Origin of the sequence: Haematobacter massiliensis, from assembly GCF_000740795.1 — a bacterium.
Taxonomy (GTDB): domain Bacteria; phylum Pseudomonadota; class Alphaproteobacteria; order Rhodobacterales; family Rhodobacteraceae; genus Haematobacter; species Haematobacter massiliensis.
Window position 1 is genome coordinate 156,847 of sequence record NZ_JGYG01000001.1, and the last position, 26,777, is coordinate 183,623.

The following is a 26,777-nucleotide window of genomic DNA, read 5'->3' on the forward strand; positions in this document are numbered from 1 at the left end:
AACGGGGAGCGATACGGAGGGGCACCGGCGGGCCATCAGATGTCACTTCGCCGTCAGCCGGGGGTGCCATGGATGATACGGTCTTGAACTGGCGTGCGGCGCCGTTAGGTTCCGCGGGGCAAGCGCCTTTCCAGGCGTCATCCAGCGGAAATCTGCGGAGGTTTTCATGCCGCGCCTGACCGGCCTTTTCGTTCTCGCCCTTGTCGCGCTCCCTGCTGCGATGCCGTTTGTCCGGCCCGCGATGGCTGCAGAGGCGGTAACGACCTTTTCCCTTCCCAACGGCATGCAGGCGATCGTGGTGGAGGATCACCGCGCCCCTGTCGTGGTGCACATGGTCTGGTACAAGGTGGGTTCCGCCGACGAGAAGCCCGGCACCTCCGGCATCGCGCATTTCCTCGAACATCTCATGTTCAAGGGCACGGACAAGATGGCATCGGGCGAGTTCTCCCGGGTGGTGGAAGCGCAGGGCGGCAACGACAACGCCTTCACCTCTTACGACTATACGGGTTACTTTCAGCGCGTGGCCGCCAACCGGCTCGACCTGATGATGCAGATGGAAGCGGACCGGATGCGGCACCTCCATCTGACGGAGGAGGAGGTCACGACCGAACGCGCCGTGATCCTCGAAGAACGCAACCAGCGGGTGGAAAACGATCCCGGTTCCCTGCTGAACGAGCAGCAACGCGCGGCGCAGTATCTCAATCACCGTTACGGCATTCCGGTGATCGGCTGGCGGCATGAGATGGAACAGCTCGATCAGCAGGATGCGCTGGCCTTCTACCGGACCTATTACGCACCGAACAACGCGATCCTCGTGGTCTCCGGCGATGTGGACCCGGCCGAGGTGAAACGGCTGGCGGAGGAAAGCTACGGCCCGCTGAAACCTTCCGAGGATCTCCCGCCCCGTCTCCGCCCGCAGGAGCCGCCGCAGATCGCCGCCCGCCGCGTCACGCTGGAGGATGCACGCGTCGCCCGGCCCTATGTCATGCGCACCTATCTCGCGCCCGAGCGGAATACCGGCGATCAGAAGGAGGCAGCGGCGCTGACCGTGCTCGCGGAACTGCTGGGCGGTAACCCCGCGACTTCCGTGCTCGGTCAGAAGCTTCAGTTCGAAACGCAGGCAGCGCTTTCGACGGGCGCGTTCTACGATGGCGTGTCGGTCGATGCCACGACCTTCGGCCTGTACATCGTGCCCTCGGCCAACGAAGAGCTGGGGGAAGCGGAAGCCGCGCTTGACAAGGCTTTGGCGGAGTTCATGTCGGAAGGGGTCGATCCGCGGCAGCTTGAGCGGATCAAGACACAGCTTCGCGCGTCCGACATCTATGAACTGGACAATGTGGACCGCATCGCGCGCCGCTATGGGGAGGCCCTGTCCGTCGGGCTGACGGTGGAGGACGTGCAGGCCTGGCCCGAGGCACTCCGCGCGGTCACGGCGGACGATGTGATGGCTGCGGCACATGACGTCTTTGACCTCCGCCGTTCCGTGACCGGTTGGCTGACACGGCCCGCTGATGCGCCCGAACCGCCTCCCAATGCTCCAATCGCCGGCCCCGCTGAGGGAGATATCGCCCAATGATCCGCTTTACCTTCGCCCTCGCCGCAGGGCTCGGCTTCGCTTTCCCCGCACTCGCCGCCGTGGATATTCAGGAAGTGACCTCCCCCGGCGGGATCAAGGCCTGGCTGGTGGAGGAGCACTCCATCCCCTTCACCGCACTGGAGATCCGCTTCAAGGGCGGCGCCAGTCTTGATGCGGAGGGGAAGCGCGGGGCGATCAACCTGATGTCCGGCCTGCTCGATGAAGGCGCGGCCGATCTGGACTCGCGTGCCTTCTCCGCCGCGGCGGAGGATCTGGCGGCCAGCATCCGCTTCAACGCCTCCGACGATGCGCTCTCCGTCTCCGCCCGGTTCCTCACGGAGAACCGGCCGCAGGCGGTGGAACTCATCCGCATGGCGGTAAACGAACCGCGCTTCGATGAGGACGCGATAGAGCGGGTTCGCGGGCAGGTTCTCGCCTCCATCGCCTCCGACGCGCGCGATCCGAACGCCATCGCCGCGCATACGTTCGCCCATCTCGCCTTCCCCGCCGATCCCTATGGGACCGCCATCGACGGGACAGAGGAGAGCGTTCGCGCCCTGACCCGCGACGACCTGATCGCGGCAAAGGATCGTGTCATGGCCCGCGACCGGGTGGTCGTCTCCGCCGTGGGGGATATAGACGCGGGCGAACTGGGGAAGATACTCGATGAAATCCTTGGTGCCCTGCCCGCGACGGGGGCGGAGATGCCGCCCGCCGTCTCCTATGATCTGGCAGGCGGGACGACGGTGGTGGATTTCGATACGCCGCAGTCGGTGATCCTCTTTGCCCAACCGGGGATCGAACGCGACGATCCCGACTTCTTCCCCGCCTTCGTGCTGAACGAGGTCCTGGGCGGCGGACGTTTCACCGCGCGCCTGATGAAGGAGGTGCGGGAGAAGCGCGGCCTGACCTACGGCATCTACACCTCCATGGCCAACTACGACCGCGCCTCCTACATCGTGGGATCGGTTGCGACGGTAAATGCGCGGGCGGGCGAGACACTGTCCGTCATCCGCGATGAATGGACCAAGGCGCAGGCGGATGGGATCACGCAGGAGGAGCTGGACGCGACCAAGACCTATCTGATCGGCGCCTATCCGCTGCGCTTTGACGGCAATGCGACGATTGCGCGGATCCTCGTCGGTATGCAGGCGCAAGGCTACGGACCCGATTACATCACCAAGCGCAACGAGTTCATCGAGGCTGTGACGTTGGAGGATGTGAAACGCGTGGCGGCAGAGCGACTTGCCCCGGAAAAGCTGCATTTCGTCGTGGTCGGCCATCCGGAGGGCGTGACGGCAAACTGATTGGGCTTTGAGTCGCATCGGGCGTCATGCTACACCATGGGCCATGCAAGCCGCGCGCCACAACATATCGACCGACACGCCGGTAATCCGGCAGCTTGACGAGTCCGCCATAAACCGGATCGCCGCCGGTGAGGTGGTGGAACGGCCTGCTTCCGCCGTAAAGGAACTGGTGGAAAACGCGCTGGATGCCGGTGCACGGCGGATCGACATCGCTTATGCGGACGGCGGCAAGACGCTCATCCGCGTCACGGACGACGGGTGCGGGATGCGGCCTGCGGATCTGCCGCTCGCCCTGTCCCGCCATGCGACATCCAAGATCGACGGGTCGGACTTGCTGGCCATCCATTCCTTCGGCTTCCGGGGAGAGGCGCTGCCCTCCCTCGGCGCGGTGGGCCGGCTGACCGTCACCTCCCGCGCCAGGGGGGAGGAGGCCGCCGCTCTGCGCGTTGCCGGTGGGGTGCCGGAGGAGGTGCGTCCTGCCGCTCTCGGCGGCGGAACGGTCGTCGAACTCCGCGATCTGTTCTATGCCACACCGGCGCGGCTGAAGTTTCTCCGTTCGGACCGGGCAGAGGTTCAGGCGATCGGCGAAGTCGTTCGCCGCCTTGCAATGGCGGAGCCGTCGGTTGCCTTCACCCTCCGTGACGAAACGGCGGATCGCACCGTCCTGCGGCTGGAGGCGGAACAGGGCGACCTGTTCGATGCGCTGCACCGGCGGCTGGCCCGGATCATCGGCAATGACTTCGCCGAAAATGCCCTTCCCATAGAGGCGGAGCGGGAGGGGTTGCGGCTTTCCGGTTATGCCGCCCTCCCCACCTATTCCCGCGGTTCGGCCGTGGCGCAGTACCTGTTCGTCAACGGCCGCCCGGTCACGGACCGACTGCTGATCGGCGCCCTCCGGGGTGCCTATGCCGATTTCCTGAGCCGTGACCGCCATCCCGCTGCCGTGCTGTTTCTGGACTGCGACCCGCATCGTGTGGATGCGAATGTCCATCCCGCCAAGGCGGAGGTGCGGTTCCGCGAACCCGCCCTCGCCCGCAGCCTGATCGTCACGGCCCTGCGTCATGCGCTGGCAGAGGCGGGGCACCGAGCCTCCTCCACCGTCGGGGCGGAAACACTGGCCGCCTTCCGTGCCGAGGAACCCCCGGCAGAGCCGCGCATCTATCAGATGGATCTGTCGAGCCGCCCCCTGCGGCCATCAGCGCAGGCGGTGGGTTTGTCCTATGCCGCGCAATCTCCCGGCTTTGCGGAAGCTCCCGCAGTCCCGGTTTCGGCCCGCAGCGAAGTGCTTTCCGAGGCGCCGCAGGCCAGCCACCCCCTCGGGGCCGCGCGGGCGCAGGTGCATGAGAACTACATCATCGCCCAGACACAGGACGGCATCGTCATCGTCGATCAGCATGCCGCGCATGAGCGGCTGGTCTATGAACGGCTGAAACGGCAGATGGCAGAGCACGGCATCGCTCGGCAGGCGCTGTTGATCCCCGAGGTCGTGGAGCTCTCCCCCACCGATGCAGGGCGCCTGCTGGATCATGCGGCGGAGCTGGCGGAGTTGGGGCTCATCATTGAACCGTTCGGGGCGGGCGCCGTCGCAGTGCGTGAGGTGCCGGCGCTCCTCGGCACGGCGGAGGCCGCACCGCTGCTCCGCGACATACTGGACGAACTCGCGGATATGGGCGAGAGCCTCAGCCTGCGCGGGCGCCTCGATGCGGTGCTGTCCCGCATGGCCTGTCACGGGTCGGTGCGCTCGGGGCGGTGGATGCGGGCGGAGGAGATGAACGCCCTCCTGCGGGAGATGGAAGCGACGCCCCATTCCGGCCAGTGCAACCACGGCCGCCCGACCTATGTGGAACTGAAGCTGTCTGACATAGAGCGGCTGTTCGGCCGCCGCTGACCGGTATCGGATCGCAGGGACGTAGGGGGCCAAAGCCCCCACGCCGTCACGTCTTGATCGGCTTGCCCACGTGTTTGCGCAGACGCGAAGGGGTGGATTTCTTCTTTGCCCGGTAGGGGTTCTTGTCCGACTGGCTGCGAAGCGTCAGGCGGATCGGTGTGCCCGGCATGTCGAAGGAATCACGCAGCCCGTTGACGAGATAGCGGCGATAGCTTTCCGGCAGCTGATCGGGATGGGAGCACATCAGGACAAAGCCCGGCGGACGGGTCTTGACCTGCGTCATGTAGCGCAGGCGGATACGTCTGCCCCCCGGAGCGGGCGGCGGATGCGCCTCCGTCATGGCGCCGAGCCATTGGTTGAGCTTGGCCGTGGTGATACGCCGGTTCCAGACCTGATAGGCAGAGATGATTGCATCATGCAGCCGGTCCAGCCCCCGCCCCGTCGCTGCGGAGACGGTGACGAGCGGCGCGCCCCGAAGCTGCGGGAGGGAGCGGTCGAACTGCTCCTTCAACTCGCGCAGCTTCTCCTGCCGATCTTCCACGAGATCCCATTTGTTCACGGCGATGACGACGGCGCGTCCCTCGGTCTCCGCGAAATCGGCGATGCGCAGGTCTTGTTGCTCGAACGGGATTTCCACGTCGAGCAGCACGACCACCACCTCGGCGAACCGCACGGCCCGGAGACCGTCGGAGACGGAGAGCTTCTCCAGCTTGTCCACCACCTTGGCCCGTTTGCGCATTCCCGCCGTGTCGAAGATGCGGATCGGCGTGCCCTGCCAGTCCGCCGCGACGGAGATCGCGTCGCGCGTGATGCCCGCCTCCGGCCCGGTGAGCAGGCGATCCTCGCCGATGATCCGGTTGATGAGCGTCGATTTCCCGGCATTGGGCCGCCCGATCACCGCGATCTGCAGCGGCTTCGCCCGCGTGGGAACGGGAACGGCATCCTCGTCCGTCTCCTCCTCGCTCACGTCCACATCGGTGACCGGAGCATAGTCGGAGGCCCGTGCCTCGAACTCGTCCGACAGCGGGACGAGGACGCGGTAGAGGTCGTCCATGCCCTCGCCATGCTCCGCCGAAAGGCGCAGCGGCTCGCCCAGGCCCAGCGACCACGCCTCCAGAGCGCCATCTTCGCCCGCCCGTCCCTCTGCCTTGTTCACGCCGAGGATGACATGGGCATTCTTGCGGCGCAGGATATCGGCGAACCCCTGATCCGCGGCGGTGATCCCCGCGCGACCGTCGACGAGGAACAGGCAGATGTCCGCCATTTCCACCGCACGCTCCGTCAGGCGGCGCATCCGTCCCTGAAGACTGTCGTCCGTCGCTTCCTCCAGGCCCGCCGTGTCGATCACGGTAAAGCGCAGATCGCCCAACCGCGCCTCGCCTTCGCGCAGGTCGCGGGTCACACCCGGCTGGTCATCGACGAGGGCGAGCCGCTTGCCGACGAGCCGGTTGAACAGCGTGGACTTGCCGACATTGGGCCGCCCGACGATGGCGAGGGTGAAGGACATGACATGACTCCGGTTCCGCCAAAGGGGCGGCGAGGGGCTTCCTTACACGTGCTTTGGCTCAGCGGAAAGCGCGGAGTTGCCCATCCCGCGTGACGACGTAGAGCGTTCCGCCCGCAATGGCCGGGGCCGCCGCCGCACCATCGGGCAGTTCCTGCGAGCCGATCAGCGCGCCAGAGGCCGGGTCGAAGCTGCGGATCACCCCGTCGGAGGAGACGAGCAGAAGCCGCCCTCCCGCCAGAATCGGGCCGTAATGGACGAAGATCTCCGCCCGCCGCTTTTCCTTCTGCGGGACGAAGAACGGCAAGTCGCGCACCCAGACCGACGCGCCGGTGGCGCTGTCCAGCCGAACAAGCTTCGCCTCGTCGTTGACGAGATAGACCGCGTTGCCACTGACCGCGACGGGGCCATAGGAACCCTCACGCGCCGTCCACCGCGCGTCTCCCGTACGGGCGTCGAGCGCGACAGTGCCGCCGCTCTGGTTCCCGGCATAGACAGTGTCGCCCACGATCACCGGATCGCTGGTGATATCGGTGAAGCCCGACCAGGCGCGGCCGACCCGCTTGCCTGCGACCGCCGCTTCCCAGAGCGACGCGCCCGAACCTTGCGTGACCGAAATGAGGTTGCCCGAGGCGAAGGGAAAGACCACCATCCCCTCGCCCACCGCCGGGGCCGATCCGCCCATGACGCCGGAGACGGAGGGTGTGCCCGGCAGCGTCCAGAGCACCTTGCCCGATGTGTCCAGCGCCCAGGCACTCGAATCCCGCGCGACCACATAGATGCGATTTCCCGCAACCGCAGGCGCGCCCATCGCCGGCGCATCGAACCGCTGCCGCCAGAGTTCGGACCCGGACGCCGCATCCAGCGCCACGAGATCGCCATAGGCCGTTGTCACGTAGAGCCGACCATCCGCCGTTGCCAGCCCACCGCCGGAGCGCGTGCCCGCCGTACCGGAGCGCGGCAGAACGCTTTTGCTCCACAGCGTCTGACCGGAATTGGAAGTCGCCACGACCTGCATTGCGGCATCAAGCGTGAAGATGCGCCCCCCCGCGACCACAGGCTCCGCGGTAATGCGTCGCCGCTCGCTGTCGCCCTGCCCGATGGATGCCGACCAGATCGGGGTCAGCGCAGGCCCCAGCGCCGGGTTGCCCAGCCGGTGCGTGGCATTCCCACCGGGTTGCGTCCACTCCGCATTCGCCGTCTGCGCGGGGAGCGAGGCAGGCCGGGCCTCGTTACCCGGGCGGGGGTTGTGAAAGCCGGAGATGGTATCGCGAATGTCGATCCTCTCGCCGGGAAGGCGTTCCTCAGGCTTGGAGCAGGCCGTTGCCAAAGCCGCCAGCGCAAGTATCCCGATGCTCCGTTTCAGCATGTCGCGCGCCCTGTCCCTTTATCCTGTCTTGCGTCGCGTTCCGAAGTTCGCGCCGATGTGTCAGCCCGCATCCAGCGTGCCGCCGAGGGCGACAATCAACTGGCTTGCACGGCGACGCAAGCCCGGCGTGACATCCGGCTCCTGAAGGAGCGCGCGGAGTGACGTCATTGCCGTCTCCCGGTCGCCGGAGGCGATTTGCAGAAGGGCCACCTGCTCAAGTGCCAGCGCGCGATAGGGCGCGCCCGGGCGGGACAGCTCGTCAAGTGCCGCGCGACGGTCGGCTTCCGGCATGGTATCGCCTGCGGCCACCACCTGACGGAGCCGCGCCAGTTCGCGCCACGCGGGCGCAAGCGAAGCATCTCCGCCGACCGAAGAGAGCGCCCGCGCCGCAGAGGCCGGCTCTCCCGCTTCCGCCGCCGCATCCGCCGCCAGCATCGACGCCAGCGCCCGACGCCCGCCCGTCTCCCGCGCGGCGATGGCTTCAAACGTGCCATGACGCGCGGTGGCGTCTTCCACCTGAAGGGCCGCGATCATCTCATCGCCAAAGGCTTCCGCCGATTCCCGCGCCTGATGCTTGCGCCATTCCCACACACCAGCCCCGCCGACGACGAGCAGAACGGCAAGCGCCGCCACCCAGCCATAGCGCAGGGCCGCGCCCTTCAGGCGCTCACGGCGCACCTCCTCGTTGACTTCGTCGAAGAAATGATCGGGATTGCTCACTCGAGGCGCCTCCAGCCGGAACCGACGCCCTCTTAGCCGATAGCGGGCAGGCTTGCCAACCCCGACCGCCCCGACTTACTGGCTGCCCGCGCTCTGCGGGGCCATCCGATAGATTGCGCCATCCCCGACTGAGGCGAACCAGATCGACCCGTCCGGCGCGACCTCCACAGCGCGCACCCGCGCGGTTTCCGGAGATTTGAGCCGCTCCTCCGCGAAGCCATTCTGCGGATCCAGGCGCGCGATATAATCGAACTTCAGGCTGCCGATGAAGTGATCTCCCTCCCAGTCAGAGAACATCTCTCCGCTATGGATCGCATAGCCGGAGGGCGCCATGGAGGGATCCCAGAACAGCACCGGCTGCTCCATTCCACCCCGCTCGGTGCCCTGGCCGATTTCGCTCCCGTTATAGTGAACGCCATAGGAGATGACCGGCCAGCCATAGTTCTTGCCGCGTTCGACCCGGTTGACCTCATCGCCGCCCTTCGCGCCGTGCTCATTGACCCAGAGCTGCCCCGAGCCATCAATCGCCGCGCCCTGGATATTGCGGTGACCTAGTGACCAGATCTCCGGCCGCGCGCCGTCCTCGTCCACGAAGGGATTGTCTGCGGGCACCGAGCCGTCACGGTTGAGCCTGAGCACCTTGCCCTCGATCCGCGACATATCCTGCGCGGGATCGAACTTCTGCCGGTCACCGGTTGTCAGGAAAAGGTGCCCGTCAGGCGCTTCCACCACGCGCGAGCCGAAGTGACCGTTCCCGTCAACGCCCGGCGCCTGGAACAGCACGCGAAGGTTCTCCAGCCGGGTTCCGTCAGCCGAAAGCGTGCCGGCCGCGAGCGCGGTGCCGGTTCCCGATCCCTCGCGCCCCGCATAGGTCAGGAAAACTTCGCGGCTCTCTGCGAAGTCGCGCGGGATCATGACATCCAGCAGCCCGCCCTGCCCCCGTGCCACGACGTCAGGCCCGCCCGCGACAACGGTGGTTGCACCGTTGCCGTCATGGAGCGTCAGCCTGCCGCTCCGCTCCGTCACCAGAAACGACCCATCCGGCAGGAAGGCGAATCCCCAGGGTTCGTCGAGATCTGTAGCGACCGCCGTGACGCCGACGGGGCCGGCGGAGGTCTGCATCGTTGCGGCGATGGCAGCGGGCGCGGTCGCAAACGCGAGGCCGGCGGCGAACATGGCAAGCGGGCGGTTCGGGCGGGTCATCTGTGCTGCTCCTTCAAACATGTCGCCTTCTCAACGATCCCACGCCCCATTCGATCCCGGCGCGGCGGGGACGTGATGACGCAGGCAAAGGACGCTTTCTTTTCGAAATGAGCCGGTCTAGGCTCCCCTTAGAAAAAACTGAGTTACAGGGAGTAACACGATGAAACGGATGCTTCTCGCCTCTGCGGCGATGGCAATTCTGACGGGTGCCGCGAGCGCGGAAGAAGTCAAGATCGGCATCTCCATCGGCTTCACCGGCCCGCTTGAATCTCTCGCGCCCGCAATGGCAGCCGGCGCGGAACTGGCGATGAAGGAAGTGAGCGAGTCCGGCAAGTTGCTGGACGGATCGACGCTGGTTCCGGTGCGGGCCGATTCCACCTGCACCGACGCCGCCGCCGCCACTGCCGCCGTGGAGCGGATCGTCACGTCGGACCGCGTCAAGGCGATCATGGGCGGCATGTGCTCCGGGGAAACGATCGCCACGTTGCAGAACGTCGCCATGCCGAACGGCATCGTGATGATCTCGCCCTCCGCGACCTCTCCGGCCCTTTCGACAATGGAAAGCAACGGGCTGTTCTTCCGCACCTCGCCCTCCGACGCCCGTCAGGGTCAGGTGATGGCCGAGATCATGGAAGCGCGGGGCATCAAGCAGGTCGCCGTCACCTATACCAACAACGATTACGGCAAGGGCCTGGCCGACAGCTTTGTCGCGGCTTTCAAGGCTGCAGGGGGTGAAGTCACCATCGTCGCCTCGCATGAGGACGGCAAGGCCGACTACTCTGCCGAAGTCGGCGCTCTTGCCTCCGCCGGTGGCGAAGTTCTGGTGATCGCGGGCTATATCGATCAGGGCGGTGGTGGCGTGCTTCGCGCGGCGATCGACTCGGGCGCCTTCGATACGTTTGAATTCCCCGATGGCATGGTCAGCCAGACGCTGGAGGACAAGTTCGGCGCCGAGATCACCGGCTCGTTTGGCCAGAACCCGGCAGCGGCAGGCGAAGGGCGTGAGAAGTATGTGGCGCTGGGTCAGCAGCACGGGTTCGACGCCACCTCGGCCTTCTCCGCGGAATCCTATGACGCGGTGGCCTTGATGGCGCTGGCGATGGAAGCTGCCAAATCCACCGATTCCGCCCAATGGAAAACCAAGGTGATGGATGTCGCCAACGCGCCGGGAGAGAAGATCTATCCTGGTGAGATCGCCAAGGGGATCGAACTCATCAAGGCTGGGCAGGACGTCGATTACGTCGGTGCATCCGCGGTCGAGTTTGTCCCGCCGGGCGAGAGTGCGGGATCCTATCGGGAAGTGCAGTTCACCGATGGCAAGATGGAGGTCGTCGGCTATCGCTGACGCCGTTTCCGTCACCCTGGCTCTCTCGGGGTTCGCGCGATAGCCGCGCGGACCTTTCCTCCCTTGGAAGGACATAATCGCGGATGATTGCCGTCCACGACTTGACGAAGCGTTTCGGCGGTTTCCACGCGGTGGACGGTGTGTCCCTGCGGATCGAAACCGGCTCCATTACCGGTCTCATCGGCCCGAATGGCGCAGGCAAATCCACCCTGTTCAACGTGATCGCGGGTGTGCTGCCACCGACATCCGGGCGGGTGGAAATGGATGGGCAGGACATCACCGGCCTGCCGCCGCACGACCTCTTTCACCGCGGCCTTTTGCGCACGTTTCAGATCGCGCAGGAATTCTCGTCCCTCACCGTGCGTGACAATCTGAAGATGGTGCCCGCCAACCAGCGGGGCGAAACGCTGTGGAATACGTGGTTTGCCCGCGGACGCATCGCAGAGGAAGAACGCGCGCTCGCCCGCAAGGCCGATGAGGTGCTGGACTTCCTCACCATATCCCATCTGGCGGAGGAAAAGGCGGGCAACCTGTCGGGCGGGCAGAAGAAACTTCTCGAGCTTGGCCGGACCATGATGGTGGATGCCAAGATCGTCTTTCTGGACGAGGTGGGCGCGGGCGTGAACCGTACGCTGCTCAACACCATCGGCGATGCCATCGTCCGCCTGAACCGGGAGCGGGGCTATACGTTCTGCGTCATTGAACATGACATGGATTTCATCGCGCGGCTCTGCAATCCGGTAATCGTCATGGCGGAGGGCAAGGTGCTCGCCCATGGCACGGCAGACGACATCATGAAGAACGAAGCGGTGATCGAGGCCTATCTGGGCACCGGTCTGAAGAACAAGGTGACGGCGTGAGGATTTGCGCAGAAACATTCGGGAGCCTCGTGTGAGCGCTCCCTTCCTCATTGGCGATGAAATGACGGGCGGCTATGGCGCCGCCGACATCCTCCATGGCTGCACCATCGCGGTGGAGCGCGGCCGGATAGCTGTGATCGTTGGCCCCAACGGCGCGGGCAAGTCCACCGCCATGAAGGCGGTTTTCGGTATGTTGCCGCTCCGCGGGGGCAAGGTGCTGCTGGAGGGGGAGGACATCACCGCCCTTTCGCCCCAGGACCGGGTCGCCAAGGGCATGGCCTTCGTTCCCCAGACCCATAACATCTTCACGTCGATGACGGTGGAGGAGAACCTGGAGATGGGCGCCTTCCTGCGCCGTGACGACATCCGCCAGACGATGGAGCAGGTCTACGACCTGTTTCCGATCTTGCGGGAAAAGCGCCGCCAGCCCGCGGGAGAACTTTCGGGTGGGCAGCGTCAGCAGGTCGCCGTCGGCCGCGCGTTGATGACCCGGCCCAAGGTGCTGATGCTGGACGAACCCACCGCCGGGGTCTCTCCCATCGTGATGGATGAGCTGTTCGACCGGATCATCGAAGTTGCGCGAACGGGCATCTCCATCCTCATGGTCGAGCAGAATGCCCGGCAGGCGCTCGAGATTGCCGACAAGGGCTATGTCCTCGTGCAGGGCGCCAATCGCTTCACCGGCACCGGGGCGGAGCTTCTCGCCGATCCCGAAGTCCGCCGTACATTCCTGGGAGGCTGAGCAATGCTGCCTGCTGTCCTTCTTGCCGCCATCCCGCTTCTGGGTGCCACCGCGAACGGGCTGGAATGCCGGCTTGACCACCGCTGCATGAGCGCGGTCTGCCTCTCCTCCGAACCCGCGCCGATGCGCGTCGTTTTCGTCAGGACACCGAACCCCGCCAAACCGACGGTCTTCGTGCTGGGCAGCGAACGGCTTATGGAGGGCATGGCGATCGGCGAACGCGAAATCCCCGCCATGTCGAGCGTTTTCGGGAGCTTCGAGTTCAAACCGAAGACCTATGCCTATGCCGTCGGCCGGATCGAGAGCTATGAGCCCGCGACCGGCAGCGTAGAGGTGGCCGTTGGCGGAAGCAGCCTCTCCGTCGCCGCGGATGGTCAGGCAGAGGTGACATCGCTCAGAGAAGGCCGCCCCGGTATCTCCTGGCTTATCCGATACACCGGAACGTGCACGACGAGGAACTTCTAGTGGACCTGTTGAACGCCCTCGCCGCGCTCGCAAATTTCGTCTTCATCCCCGCGCTTGCCTATGGCAGCCAACTCGCGCTCGGCGCGCTTGGCGTCACGCTGATCTACGGGATTTTGCGCTTTTCCAACTTTGCTCATGGCGACACCATGGCCTTCGGGACCGCAGTGACCATCCTGGTTACATGGTATCTGCAGTCCATGGGGGTGTCGATCCATCCCCTGCCCACGGCGCTCCTCGCGCTTCCCGTCGGTATTGCGGTCACCATCGCGCTGCTGCTGGGCACCGACAGGGTCGTCTATCGTTTCTACCGGAGACAACGGGCAGCTCCGGTGATCCTCGTCATCGTCTCCATGGGCGTCATGTTCATCATGAACGGCATCACCCGCTTCCTGATCGGAGTGGAGGAAATCAGCTTCGATGACGGCGAACGCTTCCTGATGACGGCGCGGCAGTTCCGCGACATGACGGGACTCACTGAAGGCGTCGTCATCCGGTCGAGCCAGGCACTCACGCTCGTCACGGCTGTCGTCACTGTCGGTGTGCTGTTCTGGTTCCTCTATCGGACGCGGACGGGAAAATCCATGCGCGCCTTTTCGGACAACGAGGATCTGGCCCTGCTCTCGGGCATCAACCCGGAGCGGGTCGTGATCGTCACATGGGCGATCACCGCTGTTCTCGCGACCATCGCCGGCGTTCTCTATGGGCTGGACAAATCCTTCAAGGCCTTCACCTATTTTCAGCTTCTGCTTCCGATCTTCGCCGCTGCTGTGGTCGGCGGGCTCGGTAATCCGCTGGGAGCCATCGCAGGCGGCTTCGTCATCGCGTTCTCGGAGGTGACGTTCACCTATGCGTTCAAGAAGGTCGCAACCTACCTGCTGCCCGACAGCCTCGCGCCCGACGGGCTGCTGCAGCTGCTGTCCACCGACTACAAATTCGCCGTCTCCTTCACGATCCTCATCATCGTGCTGCTCTTCAAGCCTACCGGACTTTTCAAGGGGAAATCGGTATGAGCCCGCGTCTCCGCACCTTTCTGCTCTTCGTTCTGGTCGCGCTGCTGTATATCTCCACCGGCTTTCTGCAAAGCTGGACCCTGGCGCTCACGATCTTCAACATGGGGATCCTGTCCGCGATCATGGCGCTCGGCGCGAACATGCAATGGGGCTATGCCGGGCTGTTCAACATCGGGATCATGGGGTTCACGGCGCTTGGCGGACTGGCGGCAGTGCTGATTGCCATGCCGGCCAATCCGGGTGCCTGGGCGGCGGGTGGCTGGCGACTGGTCGCAGCCCTGCTGGTGGGGGCAGCAACGATCGCGGTTGCCGTGCAACTCTGGCGACGGATGCATTCCGGCACCGCCCGGACTCTTGCCATGCTCTGTGTGCTGATCGCCGGCTTCTTCGCCTATCGCTGGCTCTTCGATCCGGCTGTCACCGCGATTGAGGCGGTGAATCCCGCCTCCGCAGGCAATCTGGGCGGTCTTGGCCTTCCGGTTCTGCTTGCCTGGCCGGTTGGCGGAGCGCTGGCGGGGGCGGCCGCCTGGGGCATCGGCAAGGTCGCCCTCGGCCTGCGTTCGGACTATCTCGCCATCGCGACCCTCGGTGTTGCCGAGATCATCGTCGCGGTGATGAAGAACGAGGACTGGCTTGCCCGCGGCGTCAAGAACGTCGTCGGAATTCCGCGGCCCGTCCCTTATGAGATCGACCTTCAGAACGACGCGGACTTCGTTGCGCAGGCCGTCTCCTTCGGACTGGATCCGGTGACTGCCTCCACGCTCTGGGTGCGGCTCTGTTATGCCGGGTTGTTTCTTGCCGTGCTCATCGTGTTGCTGGTGCTGCTCGAACTCGCGCTGAAATCGCCCTGGGGCAGGATGATGCGCGCGATTCGCGACAATGAAACCGCGGCAGAGGCGATGGGCAAGGATGTCCGCCGCCGCCATCTGCAGATCTTTGTCCTCGGCTCCGCAGTGATCGGCCTTGCCGGGGCGATGATGACCACGCTGGATGGTCAGCTCACACCCACCACTTACAATCCCCTGCGCTACACATTCCTTATCTGGGTGATGGTGATCGTCGGCGGGTCCGGCAGCAACTGGGGCGCGGTGCTGGGTGGCTTTCTCATCTGGTTCCTCTGGGTGCAGGTGGAACCTCTGGGGAACCTGCTGATGCAAGGATTGACATACTTCATGGCAGACAACTCATGGCTGCGCGGCCACCTTCAGGACAGCGCGCAGCATATGCGGTTGATGACCATGGGGATCATCCTGCTTCTCGTGCTGCGTTTCAGCCCGCGGGGCCTCATACCGGAGCGGTGATCCCGCTCCGTCCCGACCGGTCGAGAGATTAAGCTGGCAGTCGGGAGCAGCGCTAGCTGCGGAGCTACTTCTCTCCCCAGAAAGTAAAAACGCTTGCTGAAGATTTCCCGCAGGAGCTTCAGCAAGCGTGTGAGTTGGCTCTTCTCGCAGCGCACGCGGCGCCCGTGATCACCCCCATGATCACGACCCTTATCAGGATTACTTAGATATATGCGAAGGCGCTCTCAGCGACCAGTCTGAATATACAAAAGAATATCAGCCAATTTGTTTCGAAATATCATTGGCTGTCAAAGACCCGACTTTCCTCTCAGCGGACTTGCAAAACCTCTCCAGACAGAGCATTGAGAAACCGCAATCCGTGCCGGGATGGCGGAATGGTAGACGCAGCGGTCTCAAACACCGCAGCCGCAAGGTGTAGGGGTTCGAGTCCCCTTCCCGGCACCACGGATTTCCCCACAATGGGGCCGGTGATGTGGATTCGAATCTCTCTCCCAGCACCACAAGTCTCCAGCGTTCACTGAGGACAGGAAAATTAGCGAGGTTGGCGGCAGATCGACGCTGACATCTCTCATTTTTGGCGCGCATCTTCGCCACGTTATGCAGGGTCTGCGAAGACGGGTACGCTCGGAAGAGCGTACCCACGCCATGAATGAGCAGCGCTAGCGGCGCAGGCTCGCGAAAGTGTCGCAATCCTTTATCTGACCCGAGTTGTATCCCTGCGCGAACCAGTTCTGTCGTTGTGCCGACGTTCCGTGAGTGAAGGTCTCGGGCACGGGCCGCTGACCGGCGGCGCGTTGCAAGGTATCGTCGCCGATGCGGCCCGCTGCATCCATGGCCTCGTCGATATCGCCGGGATCGAGCGTGCCGAACTGGGTGTCTGCCTGCCGTGCCCAGATGCCCGACAGGCAATCCGCCTGAAGTTCGATGAGAACGGAAAGCTGGTTGCTGTCGACTTCGCTCACCCGCTGACGGAGATCATTGACCTGCCCCAATATCCCCAGTTCGTCCTGCACGTGATGACCAACCTCATGGGCAACCACATAGGCTGCGGCGAAATCGCCCTGTGCTCCGAGTTGCCGGCTAAGCGTGGTGAAGAAACTGGTGTCCAGATAGACCTTCTGGTCCGCGGGGCAATAAAACGGCCCCATCGCCTCTGAGGCGCCGCCGCAGCCGGAGGACGTCATGCCCTTGAACAGCACCAGGGTCGGCGGCCGGTAGTCTCTTCCGATTTGCTCGCGGAATACCCGCTCCCAGACCTCCTCCGTATCCGCCAACGTGACGGAGACGAACTCCGCGGCATCCTGATCTTCCTGCGTCAGTTCGACCGGTCCACTCTGCTGCATGTAGCCGCCGCCTTCGTTCAGCACCGGCGACAGATCGACGCCGAACAGCCAGCCGATCAGCACCAGAGCGATCAGGCCGAAGCCGCCGACTCCCCCCACCCGCGCATAGCCTCTGCCGCCGCCTGCCGACCGGCGATCCTCGATATTCCCGCTGCCCCTGCGCCCGCGCCAATCCATTGCCGTCTCCTCACTTAAGCCTTACCGCCCGCTCTTGCCCGTAGCCTTGACCCCGTCCGTGCTGCGTGCTGCAAGGAGCCGTCTCGGGAGAAAGAACCATGACATCCAGAACTCTGACCACGCTCGCCGCTCTCGGGTCACTTGCCCTGCTGCTCGGCGCCTTCGCCTTTCAATATATCGGCGGTTTGGCGCCCTGCCATCTTTGTCTGTGGCAACGCTGGCCGCATGCGGCTGCGATCGTGGCGGGGGTACTGGCGCTTGCGATGCCTGCCGTGCGATTCTGGCGGTTTCTGGGCCTGCTCGCCGCGCTGACGGCCTCCGGTCTCGGCGTGTTTCACACGGGTGTCGAGCGGGGATGGTGGCAAGGGCCAACCACCTGCACCGGTGGCGGCGACCTTTCGGGACTGAGCACCGGTCAGCTTTTGGACCAGATCCTCTCATCACCCATCGTGCGTTGCGATGCGGTGGCATGGCAATTCGCAGGTCTGTCCATGGCCAGCTGGAACGCGATCCTGTCATTCCTGCTGGCGTTGTTCTGGGCAGCGGCGCTGCTGAAACGGGACTAGTTGATGCGGAACTCCCCCACGACATTCCGCCATTCGCCGGGAGAGATCATCTTGCGGTGAGTAAAGCGGACGGAGTGGAGCGGACCCTCTATCTCCTCCTGCCAGAACTCGATGAAACGGAACAGCCGGGGATAATCCGGCGCGATGTCATAGTCCTGCCATGTGAACGTGTTCAGGACGTGACGATAATCGGGCATCCGGTAGAAGAACTCGGCAGTGGTCAGGCCGTAGCCCTTGAGCATCAGGTCAGTCTCGCGTCGCTCCATATCCGCCTCGCGCTGTGGGAGAGTTCCATCGTCTCACAGGCGCAGCAAAAATCAACGATCCCAATCTGTTGGCACTCAGGCGGGGTGGCTGCCGTAAAGCTGGTCCGCCCGCTTCTCAAAGGCCCGCACGATACGGTGCATCGCCTCGTTGAAGACCACGCCTATGATCCCCTGAAGGATCGCGTTCTTGAACTCGAAATCCACGAAGAACTCGACTTCGGAGCCACCTTCCGGGCGATCCCGGAATTTCCACCAGCTGCGCATGTATTTGAACGGGCCGTCCAGATACTCCGTGTCGATCTTCTTCTGCTCGGGCCAAAGGGTGACGCGGCTTCCGAAGCGTTCGCGGAATACCTTGAAGGAGATGACCAGATCCGCCTCCATCAGCTCTCCTCCACCCTCGACGGGCGTCCGGGTGCGGATCCGGGCGGCGGAGTTCCAGGGCAGGAACTCCGGGTAGCGGCCGACATCGGCCACGAGGTCATACATCTGCTGCGCCGTGTAGGGCATGACGCGCGTTTCCGAATGGGAGGGCATTCTCTTCCGTTCGCTCTGTCGCTCGGCGCCGTTCTTTCATAGGCTGGCGCGGAAAAGAAGGCGCAACCGGACGGAACCATGCAGAAACCCTACGTGATCGACCAGCTCATCTCGGCCAAGGCCATCGCAGCACGGGTTGAAGCGCTCGCCGCCGAGATCACCGAGAGCTTTCAGGATACGGAGAAGCTCGTCGTCGTTGGTTTGCTGCGCGGATCCTTCGTATTCATCGCCGATCTGGTGCGGGAGATAGACCTGCCCCTGGAGGTCGACTTCCTTGAGGCATCCAGCTACGGCGACGGGATGCAGAGTTCGCGGGAGGTGCGAATCCTCAAGGATCTCCGCGCGCCGATAGAAGGCCGCGACGTGCTGGTGGTGGAGGATATCATCGACACCGGGTTCACCCTCTCTCACGTCATCGCCCTGCTGAAGAGCCGCAAGCCCCGGCGGCTGGAGGTTTGCGCCCTGCTCGACAAGCCTACCCGGCGGGAGGTGGACGTGCGCGCTACGTGGACAGGGTTCTCGATCCCCGATGAGTTCGTGGTGGGCTACGGCATCGACTACGCCCAGCGGAATCGCAACCTTCCCTACATCGGCAAGGTCCGGTTTACAGACCCTGCGGGTTGATCCCTGCGGCAGGGGCGCTAGGCTAAGAAGAGCAAGCACCTAGCCAGCATGGGGAATTTCATGGCCCGGCGGATTCTGCCCCTTGTCGTCGTCACGGCTCTGGCGGGAGGCGCGGCATTCTGGGTCATTACCCGGCCTGCGCCGGTGGAGGAGGCTCCGCTCGTTGCAATCACTGGCGATCCGGTTGCGGGGGAGTTGGTGTTTCACGCCGCGGGCTGCGCTTCCTGTCATGCCGCGGAGGGCGCTACGGGTGACGACAAACTGATCCTTTCGGGCGGCCGGGCCTTCGTATCCCCCTTCGGCACCTTCCACGCGCCGAACATCTCGCCCGATCCGCAACAGGGCATCGGCGGCTGGAGCCTGACGGACTTCGCCAATGCAATTCAGCGGGGAATCGGGCCGGGTCGAGAAAACCTCTATCCCGCGCTGCCCTATACCAGCTACGTCCACATGCGCCCGCAGGATGTGGCCGATCTTCATGCCTATATGCTGACGTTGCCACCCTCTTCCGCGCCCAACCTGCCGCATGACATCGACTTCCCCTTTTCCCAGCGCTGGTTGATCGGCGGCTGGAAGGTACTGTTCTTCGATCGGGACTGGGTCGTTACAGGCTCGCTCACTGCGGCAGAGGAACGGGGCCGTTATCTGGTGGAGGCACTCGGACATTGCGGCGAGTGTCATACGCCCCGCGGAGACATGGGCCAGATGCAGCGCGGCGCCTGGCTGTCGGGCGGCCCGGATCCGGCGAACCCCAACCGGCGCATCCCGAACATCACGCCGGCCAAGCTTACCTGGAGTGTGGAAGAAATCGCCGACTACCTGGAAAGCGGCTTCACACCGGATTTCGACATCGCGGGGGGCGAGATGGCGCAGGTAGTGGAGGAGATGGCCCGGCTGCCCGCTTCCGACCGGCTGGCGATCGCAGCCTATCTGAAGAAGGTGCCTCCCATCGAATGAGCGGTCGGGTGAACCCGACACCATCCCCGCTTGCGCAGGACGCCGAAGTCATCTTCTGAGTGATTTCAGCGGCTGTTCAGGCGATGGTGGCGTCAGTTGCCACCTGCCTCAAAGGCTCAGGGCTTCCTGTAACCTGACTTGCCTTGGCCTCGGGGACCATTCATTCAGCAGCCGCAGGGAGAACATCCCTCTCCCCGGGCTCCATCGCCTATCCCGGAACACCCCCTAGGCCAATGCTCCCAGGGCTTGGCCCTCAGGCTCTGCCCAGCTTCTCCAACCGTGCGGCGCGGAGCCGTGCGAAATCGTCCCCCGCATGGTAGGAGGAGCGCGTCAGCGGCGTGGCCGACACCATCAGGAAACCCTTGCCCCAGGCCGCTTTCTCATAAGCCTTGAACTGATCGGGTGTGACGAAATCCGCAACGCGGTGATGTTTCGGCGTGGGTTGCAGATACTGGCCGATCGTCAGGAAGTCGATATCGGCGGATCGCATGTCGTCCATCACCTGAAGCACCTGCGGGCGCTCTTCTCCCAGACCCACCATGATGCCCGATTTGGTGAACATCGTCGGGTCCAGTTCCTTCACCCGTTGCAGCAGGCGCAGAGAATGGAAGTAACGCGCGCCGGGGCGGACTTCGTGGTAAAGGCCCGGCACGGTTTCCAGATTGTGGTTGAACACATCGGGCCGCGCCTCGACCACTTTCTCCAGCACGGAGGGTGCACATTTCAGAAAGTCGGGCGTCAGGATTTCGATGGTCGTCTCCGGGCTGCGATGCCGGACGGCGCGGATGGTCTGGGCGAAGTGATCCGCCCCGCCATCCTCCAGATCGTCACGGTCGACGGAGGTGATAACCACGTGCTTCAGCCCGAGCTTCTGCACCGCATGCGCCACGCGCCCCGGCTCGAAGACGTCGAGCGCGTCGGGCCGCCCGGTCGCCACGTTGCAGAAAGTGCACCCACGGGTGCAGATCTCGCCCATGATCATCATGGTCGCGTGACCCTGACTCCAGCACTCGCCGACATTGGGGCAACCCGCCTCCTCGCACACGGTGACGAGGCGGTTCTCCCGCATGATCTCACGCGTCTTGCGGTAGCCTTCGGATGTGGGCGCCTTCACCCGGATCCAGGATGGTTTGCGCGGCTGCTCGCTGTCAGGGCGATTGGCCTTTTCGGGATGGCGCTCTGCGGGAATTTTAAGATCGCGCACGGAAAACCCCTCGGGATGCTGGTTCTCTCAGATAGACCGACGGACGCAGATAAGCAACGGCACTGCCTGCATTCCCGACCTGCATTGCTCATCCGACCAGAACGGAGTTGCGCCCGGTTTCATCGTAATGCCGCTTCAGCCGCTGCAAGGCGATCCTCAGGACGATCTTGCCCGAGCGCGCCGACCAGCCCATCCGCTGCTCTGCGGTCTCCAGCCCTTCCAGATAGCAACAGCACCGCAGGACCATGTCCCCCAGCCCAGGGCCAAGGTCGCGCAACGCCACGGCGACCCGCTCCCGCGCCCGCGCCGGGCCGCTATCGGCATCGCCAGCGAAACCGGGGCTCCGTCCCCCCCCGGTCAGGAAGCGGTCCCAGTTCTGCGCGACACGCGGCCCCATCTGTGCCAGTTCAAAATCTTCCCGCAGCCGCTCCGCCGCGGCGATCAATTCGCGCGACAGAAATGGCCTGCCATTCTTGTCACGCCGGCGGCCCAGAACAATTACCGGTGATTCCGCGATGTTACAGCGTGTCCTTCGCGTGGTCTCCGGATCTTCCAGCCTCTCTGGCCAACGGAAAACCGCCGGCGCCTCACCAAAGCCCTGCGCCTCCGGGACGCCGCGAAGCATGGCTTTCAGTGCAGCCCGACCCCCCTGAGTGATCTCATAGACGGAGAGCCGTGCGCCGGTTTCGGAGGAGTCCCGCGGGCGACAGGCGATCCAGCTCTTCAGAGCAAAGGCCTCCGCGACCTGACGTTCGACAACCGCCGTACGCTCCTGCTCGCCGCCGGGAGCGGACCTGAGCACCACGGCGCGCTCCATCCCGCCGGAGACGACGAGCACCGAGCCAGTCTCGCACAGGCGGCGCAGGATACGCAGCGCCTCCCGCTGGATGAGCGCCTCGTCTGGAACGAAGCAGGCTGGCGGAGTCGGTGCGGTCATGGCGGGATCCTCGCTCTCGGTTTCAGGAGTCGATGCAGTGCTGCGGCGGCCGAGCTCGGCAAGCGCGCCGTCGATCAGGGGATCGTCACGGCGATTCTCATAGCGCCTGACCAGCCTCATCACGGTAGAGGCATGCACCCCCCTGTCTCGGGCCAGGGCGCGGAGCGACAGCCCCGCCTCCGTATGCAGCAGATAGAGACGCGCCGCATCCGGCAGCCAGTCCGGCAGTTTCGAGGATGCCGGAGATACCGCCGTTCTTGCCGCTCTCATGATGCCGCCGCAGTCCCTCAGATCCGCTTTTGTTAGAGGTTCAGACTTCGGTGACATTTATTACCTGTCCGTTAATAACTGCGCGAATTCCCATAATTGTCGGGAATTCCTAAACCTCCCTGAAAGCAGCGCGCGCCGGATCGGCGGAAAGCGCAACACACGCAATGGTTGATTATTCTTGGCCTCCTGCTTTGTGAAGGAGAGCAAGAATGTGTGATTCCATGGCCTACCTCGCCGCGATCCGCCGCCCCCGCCTGCTGATTCGCGCCGCGCATTTCGGTCTCTCCGACTATCGCCGGAACCGAGACCTGCCGCGTGTGACCCGGCAAGCGGTCGCGCCCTCTCCCGAGCATGCGCTCGCGACCTTGATGGAGGAGGAGGAACGGCTCGACACCAGCCGCCGCAACGAGGAAGCGGGTTACAGTCTCGCCCGGCATATCGATGTGCTGATCGCGCTTATCTCTGAGGCACGCCTGATACCCCCGGCGCCCGCATCGGGGCTTGAGCACACTGCCTTGAATGCCTAAGTGGCGGCAGTCCCCCTTGCGCGGAAACGCAGGGATGCCTAGAGGGAACCATGACCCAGCCCGAGCACCAACGCCTTCTCATCATCGATTTCGGCAGCCAGGTGACGCAGCTCATTGCGCGCCGCCTTCGCGAGTTGAATGTCCTCAGCGAAATCCTGCCCTTCAACAAGGTGACTGACGAAACCCTGCGCGAGATGGCGCCGCAGGCTGTCATCCTCTCGGGGGGACCGGCCAGCGTGACGGAAGCGGGCAGCCCCCGCGCGCCGCAGACCCTTTTCGACATGGGTATTCCCGTGCTCGGCATCTGCTACGGCCAGCAGACGATGATGGAACAGCTGGGCGGCAAGGTGGAAAGCGGCCATCATCGCGAATTCGGCCGCGCCTATGTGGAGCCCGCCGAGGGCCATCGCAAGGAGGGCATCTTCTCCGGCCTGTTCGACGGCGGTCGGGAGGAAGTCTGGATGAGCCACGGCGACCGGGTCACCCGGCTGGCGCCCGGCTTCACCGTGATCGGCACCTCGCCCAATGCGCCTTATGCCATCGTCGGGGATGCGGAGCGGCAGTTCTACGCCGTGCAGTTCCACCCGGAAGTGCACCACACCCCGAACGGCAAGCGCCTGCTGGAGAACTTCGTTCGCCTCGCCGGCTTTACCGGCGACTGGACGATGGGTGCCTACCGCGAGGAGGCGATCCGCAAGATCCGTGAACAGGTCGGCGACGAAAAGGTCATCTGCGGCCTTTCCGGCGGGGTGGACAGTTCCGTCGCCGCCGTGTTGATCCACGAAGCGATCGGCGACCAGCTGACCTGCGTCTTTGTCGACCACGGACTGCTGCGGAAGGGAGAGGCGGAGGAAGTCGTGGCCATGTTCCGCGACACCTATAACATCCCGCTGATCCATGCGGACGAATCGGACCTGTTCCTCGGCGCTCTGGAAGGCGTCTCCGACCCGGAAGTGAAACGGAAGACGATCGGCAGGCTCTTCATCGACGTGTTCCAGAAGCACGCGAATGACGTGGGTGGGGCCAAGTTCCTCGCGCAGGGGACGCTCTATCCGGACGTGATCGAATCGGTGTCCTTCTCGGGCGGGCCCTCGGTCACCATCAAATCGCACCACAACGTCGGCGGTCTGCCGGAGAAGATGGGCCTCAAGCTCGTCGAGCCGCTGCGCGAACTCTTCAAGGACGAGGTCCGGGCGCTTGGCCGCGAACTTGGCCTCCCGGAGAAGTTCATCGGCCGCCATCCCTTCCCCGGCCCCGGCCTTGCCATCCGCTGCCCCGGAGAGATCACGCGCGAGAAGCTCGCCATCCTGCGGGAAGCGGATGCGGTTTATATCGACCAGATCCGCAAGCACGGCCTTTATGATGAAATCTGGCAGGCCTTCGTTGCCATTCTCCCGGTCCGCACCGTGGGTGTGATGGGCGATGGCCGCACTTACGACTATGCCTGCGCGCTTCGTGCCGTGACCAGCGTGGACGGGATGACGGCGGATTATTATCCGTTCAGCCATGCCTTCCTTGGGGAGACGGCCACGCGCATCATCAACGAAGTGCGCGGCATCAACCGCGTGACATACGATATCACCTCGAAGCCTCCGGGCACGATCGAGTGGGAATAATTCGCTCCTACCCAGACGCCGACGATAACTGCCGATTTCTCTCTATAACACACTGGAAAAAGATAAATTTCTCTTCGCTGTCAATCGCTGGGCAAGCCTCGCGATCGACGGCGAAGCTGACGGTATGGGACATCTTGTGACATCGCGGATTTGCATATACCGTCATGGTTTAGAGAGCTTGTGACTGTTTTTGACCTTATTACATTGATAATAAAGGATAATTCGCCGTCAGGATTAGTCGATTTGGGCCTGACGGTATTTTTTAGAAGCTCTCTGGCGTTTTTTGAACGATTCAGGAGGGTCCCATACTTTCCGATGCGGCACTCAAGACACTGAAACAAAAGAATAAATTATACAAAATCTCTGGCCGTGACGGTATTTATGTCGTCGTAAACCCGTCGGGCACCATCGTGTTTCGCTATGACTACCGTAATGCACGGTCGACGCGAGACCTTGAACGCCGAGATCGTTTTCCAGTGACATCACGCGTGCGCTAACACTGGATTGGCTCACGCCAAGCGCGTCTGCTGCATGCCGAAAGTTGAGATACTCTGCGACCCTCAGAGCCTGGATCAAAGCGGACATAGGAATCCGGCCTCTCAGTAGTTGAGAGGTCTCTTGTGTGAAGGTTGTTCTTTTTTGATGACGTCTTCGGCTTTTGAAAGACCCGCAAAGAATACAGCGCTTTTGAGCGTCGGCTCAAACCGAAGAGAGTCCAGCGTTTGAAAACGCGAGTGGGATAGGTTGTGATTTAGCGATGTGGTTCTCGCTCAACGCATGGACGATGCCTGAGGGATAAGCTTGGTCGCCGGCTGCAAGGGTTGACCCTGCTTGCCCACCAGGGCTCCTTGTCAAAGTTCATCGTTCTTTCCCCTGCTTTTGCGAGAGTCACGTCACCGGGCCTTGCCGGGCCGATCAACCACAGCTTTTGCGATCAGTGATGATAATACGAATGTGGAGGTCTGCTGGGATATCGCCCCGGCCTGTGTCTCGGAGGCAAGGGCCTCGGCTGCGCCTAAAAGACCGACGCACACAGGGCGGAAGTGCTCATCTTCCAGGTCGGAGAACGGCCGAAGAGCGTCACACATCAGCTCGACGTATACGTTGAGCATGAGCCGCTGCTGCGCGGCCATCTCCTCTGTCCCTTTCAGGGCGGCGGAGATGGCGAGAGCTTCCGGACCAAACTGGGCAAGGCACTCGAAATACGCTTGGCTGATGACATCAGCTACGGCGGCGAGCTCCATTGGCGCTTCATGAAGAGCAGAGCGGAGCCAGTGGATATAGTTTTCCTCAAGCCGCTTGAAGAGCGCCACCAAAAGCCCGGCCCTGCTAGAAAAATGTTCGTAAGCGATCGGGCGACTGACCCCCGCTTTTGCGGCCAAGGTCCCAAGCGTGAGTTCATCCGCGCCCTGATCGCGGACGATTTCCATCGCGGCATCGAGCATCTGTTCACGACGAATGTCTTTCTTAAGCTTCACATTTCCCTCTTACGCATAAACTTACACTATGTAAGTTACAACATGTAATACTCTAGTCAAGGAGGAAGTGATGAGTGACGTAGCCGTGATCGGGCTGGGACGTATGGGCAGTGCGCTCGCCAAGGCGCTCGTGACTTCCGGCAAAAGCGTCACGGTTTGGAATCGAAGCCAGGGGAAGGCGGAAGCTCTGGAGCGCATCGGTGCCTTGAAGGCTGAAACGCCAGCTGCTGCAATTGCCAGCAGCAGCACGCTCATCGTCTGCCTGTCAGATTACGCTGCAACATCGATCCTCCTTGATGAGGCACGCGTAACTGATTTGCTTCAGGGAAAGACCCTCATCCAACTCACGTCGGGCACGCCGAAGCAAGCGCGTCATCTCGAACAATGGGTGGAGTGCCGTGGAGGAATGTATCTTGACGGTGCAATTTCTGCTTGGCCTGATCAGATCGGCGGACCTGAGGCTTCGATAGTTATTGCCGGACGGGAAAGCGTTCTAAACTCGGCTGAACCGATTCTGAAACTGCTGGCTCCAAACCTCTCTTACGTCGGAACTGACACAGGCCGCGCAAAGATTCTCTTCAATGCGGCGCTTTCCTATTTCGCCGCGCACTGGATTGGTTTCAGCCATGGTGCGGCAATGTACGCAGCGGAGGGAATGGATGTCGCTGAGTTTGGCGAAGCTATCGCTGGCCTGTCACCCATGTTTGCAGGTGATGTGCGCCACATGGGGCAAGCTATTACCGGTAACAGATTTTCTGATCCCCAAAGCACTATCAAGTCGGTTGGTGTGGACATATCCCGACTTGTAGAAATAGCGAGTGATTTGAATATCAGCGCCGCGTTTCCGGAATTTGCGGCCAGCCTATTTAAGAACGCTGCAGAGGCAGGGTACGGCGCAGAGGAGCACTGCGCAATCTTCAAAGTCATTCGCACGCGATGAGCCAGCGGCAGTATATCTCTTCCAGATGCGGATTTGTGAAAGATC

The 26,777-nt window shown here is 63.4% G+C and carries 26 protein-coding genes and 1 tRNA gene; 16 read left to right on the plus strand and 11 right to left on the minus strand.

What is annotated here, in order from left to right:
* Window positions 1–166 precede the first annotated feature (166 nt).
* The 3 genes from CN97_RS00750 to mutL are packed head-to-tail and all read left to right on the plus strand — an operon-like array spanning window position 167 to window position 4,771.
* Complete coding sequence (locus tag CN97_RS00750) at window positions 167–1,576, plus strand: M16 family metallopeptidase (protein WP_051910870.1); 1,410 nt, start codon at window positions 167–169, stop codon at window positions 1,574–1,576.
* Window positions 1,573–2,883, plus strand: a complete 1,311-nt coding sequence (locus CN97_RS00755; protein ID WP_088217173.1) for a M16 family metallopeptidase — start codon at window positions 1,573–1,575, stop codon at window positions 2,881–2,883. Before CN97_RS00750 ends, CN97_RS00755 begins: the two co-directional genes overlap by 4 nt.
* A gap of 43 nt (window positions 2,884–2,926) precedes the next feature.
* Window positions 2,927–4,771: a DNA mismatch repair endonuclease MutL gene (gene mutL / locus CN97_RS00760; RefSeq protein ID WP_035705721.1), complete on the plus strand. Its 1,845-nt coding sequence runs from the start codon at window positions 2,927–2,929 to the stop codon at window positions 4,769–4,771.
* A gap of 46 nt (window positions 4,772–4,817) precedes the next feature.
* Here mutL and der read toward each other — a convergent pair whose 3' ends face one another.
* The 4 genes from der to CN97_RS00780 all read right to left on the minus strand — a co-directional run bounded on the left by der (window position 4,818) and on the right by CN97_RS00780 (window position 9,567).
* Window positions 4,818–6,278, minus strand: coding sequence for a ribosome biogenesis GTPase Der (der, locus tag CN97_RS00765; protein ID WP_035705724.1), 1,461 nt, complete (start codon window positions 6,276–6,278; stop codon window positions 4,818–4,820).
* Window positions 6,279–6,336: 58 nt separating this feature from the next.
* On the minus strand, window positions 6,337–7,644 hold the full coding sequence (locus CN97_RS00770; RefSeq protein ID WP_035705727.1) for a PQQ-like beta-propeller repeat protein: 1,308 nt from the start codon (window positions 7,642–7,644) through the stop codon (window positions 6,337–6,339).
* Window positions 7,645–7,704: 60 nt separating this feature from the next.
* Window positions 7,705–8,364, minus strand: coding sequence for a tetratricopeptide repeat protein (locus tag CN97_RS00775; protein ID WP_035705730.1), 660 nt, complete (start codon window positions 8,362–8,364; stop codon window positions 7,705–7,707).
* Window positions 8,365–8,439: 75 nt separating this feature from the next.
* Window positions 8,440–9,567 (minus strand): PQQ-dependent sugar dehydrogenase, encoded by a 1,128-nt coding sequence (locus tag CN97_RS00780; protein ID WP_035706833.1) that lies wholly within the window; start codon window positions 9,565–9,567, stop codon window positions 8,440–8,442.
* 160 nt (window positions 9,568–9,727) lie between these two features.
* On the opposite strand from CN97_RS00780, the gene CN97_RS00785 reads away from it, so the two are divergent.
* From CN97_RS00785 to CN97_RS00815, 7 genes are all read left to right on the plus strand, one after another.
* The gene (locus tag CN97_RS00785) at window positions 9,728–10,912 is read left to right on the plus strand and encodes an ABC transporter substrate-binding protein (protein ID WP_035705732.1); all 1,185 of its coding nucleotides are present in this window, start codon (window positions 9,728–9,730) and stop codon (window positions 10,910–10,912) included.
* An 83-nt stretch (window positions 10,913–10,995) separates the two neighbouring features.
* Window positions 10,996–11,772, plus strand: coding sequence for an ABC transporter ATP-binding protein (locus CN97_RS00790; protein ID WP_035705734.1), 777 nt, complete (start codon window positions 10,996–10,998; stop codon window positions 11,770–11,772).
* A gap of 31 nt (window positions 11,773–11,803) precedes the next feature.
* Window positions 11,804–12,514: an ABC transporter ATP-binding protein gene (locus tag CN97_RS00795; RefSeq protein ID WP_035705737.1), complete on the plus strand. Its 711-nt coding sequence runs from the start codon at window positions 11,804–11,806 to the stop codon at window positions 12,512–12,514.
* Between the two features lie 3 nt (window positions 12,515–12,517).
* Entirely contained in the window at window positions 12,518–12,979 is a 462-nt protein-coding gene (locus tag CN97_RS00800; protein ID WP_035705740.1) for a hypothetical protein, read from the plus strand.
* Window positions 12,979–13,989, plus strand: a complete 1,011-nt coding sequence (locus CN97_RS00805; protein ID WP_035705743.1) for a branched-chain amino acid ABC transporter permease — start codon at window positions 12,979–12,981, stop codon at window positions 13,987–13,989. Before CN97_RS00800 ends, CN97_RS00805 begins: the two co-directional genes overlap by 1 nt.
* Complete coding sequence (locus tag CN97_RS00810; protein WP_035705746.1) at window positions 13,986–15,290, plus strand: branched-chain amino acid ABC transporter permease; 1,305 nt, start codon at window positions 13,986–13,988, stop codon at window positions 15,288–15,290. The genes CN97_RS00805 and CN97_RS00810 overlap by 4 nt, the downstream gene beginning before the upstream one ends.
* Window positions 15,291–15,650: 360 nt before the next feature.
* Window positions 15,651–15,734 (plus strand) — tRNA-Leu (locus CN97_RS00815).
* A 215-nt stretch (window positions 15,735–15,949) separates the two neighbouring features.
* Here CN97_RS00815 and ypfJ read toward each other — a convergent pair.
* A complete protein-coding gene (gene ypfJ / locus CN97_RS00820) occupies window positions 15,950–16,810 on the minus strand; it encodes a KPN_02809 family neutral zinc metallopeptidase (protein WP_035705749.1) in 861 nt (286 codons plus the stop codon).
* A gap of 98 nt (window positions 16,811–16,908) precedes the next feature.
* Here ypfJ and CN97_RS00825 point away from each other — a divergent pair, with 98 nt between their 5' ends.
* Window positions 16,909–17,376, plus strand: a complete 468-nt coding sequence (locus CN97_RS00825; RefSeq protein WP_035705752.1) for a disulfide bond formation protein B — start codon at window positions 16,909–16,911, stop codon at window positions 17,374–17,376.
* Here the strand turns inward: CN97_RS00825 and CN97_RS00830 are convergent.
* Window positions 17,373–17,642 (minus strand): usg protein, encoded by a 270-nt coding sequence (locus CN97_RS00830; RefSeq protein WP_035705755.1) that lies wholly within the window; start codon window positions 17,640–17,642, stop codon window positions 17,373–17,375. The two genes, CN97_RS00825 and CN97_RS00830, sit on opposite strands and share 4 nt — an antisense overlap.
* Before the next feature lie 75 nt (window positions 17,643–17,717).
* Window positions 17,718–18,179, minus strand: a complete 462-nt coding sequence (locus CN97_RS00835; RefSeq protein WP_035705758.1) for a type II toxin-antitoxin system RatA family toxin — start codon at window positions 18,177–18,179, stop codon at window positions 17,718–17,720.
* A gap of 78 nt (window positions 18,180–18,257) precedes the next feature.
* On the opposite strand from CN97_RS00835, the gene hpt reads away from it, so the two are divergent.
* Both hpt and CN97_RS00845 read left to right on the plus strand, forming a co-directional pair.
* Window positions 18,258–18,803, plus strand: coding sequence for a hypoxanthine phosphoribosyltransferase (hpt, locus tag CN97_RS00840; RefSeq protein ID WP_035705761.1), 546 nt, complete (start codon window positions 18,258–18,260; stop codon window positions 18,801–18,803).
* Between the two features lie 60 nt (window positions 18,804–18,863).
* Window positions 18,864–19,760, plus strand: coding sequence for a cytochrome c (locus CN97_RS00845; protein ID WP_035706836.1), 897 nt, complete (start codon window positions 18,864–18,866; stop codon window positions 19,758–19,760).
* A 253-nt stretch (window positions 19,761–20,013) separates the two neighbouring features.
* Here CN97_RS00845 and lipA read toward each other — a convergent pair whose 3' ends face one another.
* Window positions 20,014–20,964 (minus strand): lipoyl synthase, encoded by a 951-nt coding sequence (gene lipA / locus CN97_RS00850; RefSeq protein ID WP_035705763.1) that lies wholly within the window; start codon window positions 20,962–20,964, stop codon window positions 20,014–20,016.
* Between the two features lie 88 nt (window positions 20,965–21,052).
* Entirely contained in the window at window positions 21,053–22,171 is a 1,119-nt protein-coding gene (locus CN97_RS00855; protein ID WP_035705766.1) for a DUF6456 domain-containing protein, read from the minus strand.
* Window positions 22,172–22,380: 209 nt separating this feature from the next.
* Here CN97_RS00855 and CN97_RS00860 point away from each other — a divergent pair, with 209 nt between their 5' ends.
* Window positions 22,381–22,698: a DUF6477 family protein gene (locus CN97_RS00860; protein WP_035705768.1), complete on the plus strand. Its 318-nt coding sequence runs from the start codon at window positions 22,381–22,383 to the stop codon at window positions 22,696–22,698.
* A 50-nt stretch (window positions 22,699–22,748) separates the two neighbouring features.
* Window positions 22,749–24,314 (plus strand): glutamine-hydrolyzing GMP synthase, encoded by a 1,566-nt coding sequence (guaA, locus tag CN97_RS00865; RefSeq protein ID WP_035705771.1) that lies wholly within the window; start codon window positions 22,749–22,751, stop codon window positions 24,312–24,314.
* Between the two features lie 324 nt (window positions 24,315–24,638).
* Here the strand turns inward: guaA and CN97_RS21415 are convergent, their stop codons facing one another.
* The gene (locus CN97_RS21415) at window positions 24,639–24,899 is read right to left on the minus strand and encodes a helix-turn-helix domain-containing protein (protein WP_084683929.1); all 261 of its coding nucleotides are present in this window, start codon (window positions 24,897–24,899) and stop codon (window positions 24,639–24,641) included.
* 308 nt (window positions 24,900–25,207) lie between these two features.
* Complete coding sequence (locus CN97_RS00870; protein WP_035705774.1) at window positions 25,208–25,792, minus strand: TetR/AcrR family transcriptional regulator; 585 nt, start codon at window positions 25,790–25,792, stop codon at window positions 25,208–25,210.
* 70 nt (window positions 25,793–25,862) lie between these two features.
* On the opposite strand from CN97_RS00870, the gene CN97_RS00875 reads away from it, so the two are divergent.
* On the plus strand, window positions 25,863–26,732 hold the full coding sequence (locus CN97_RS00875) for an NAD(P)-dependent oxidoreductase (RefSeq protein WP_035705777.1): 870 nt from the start codon (window positions 25,863–25,865) through the stop codon (window positions 26,730–26,732).
* Window positions 26,733–26,777 lie beyond the last annotated feature (45 nt).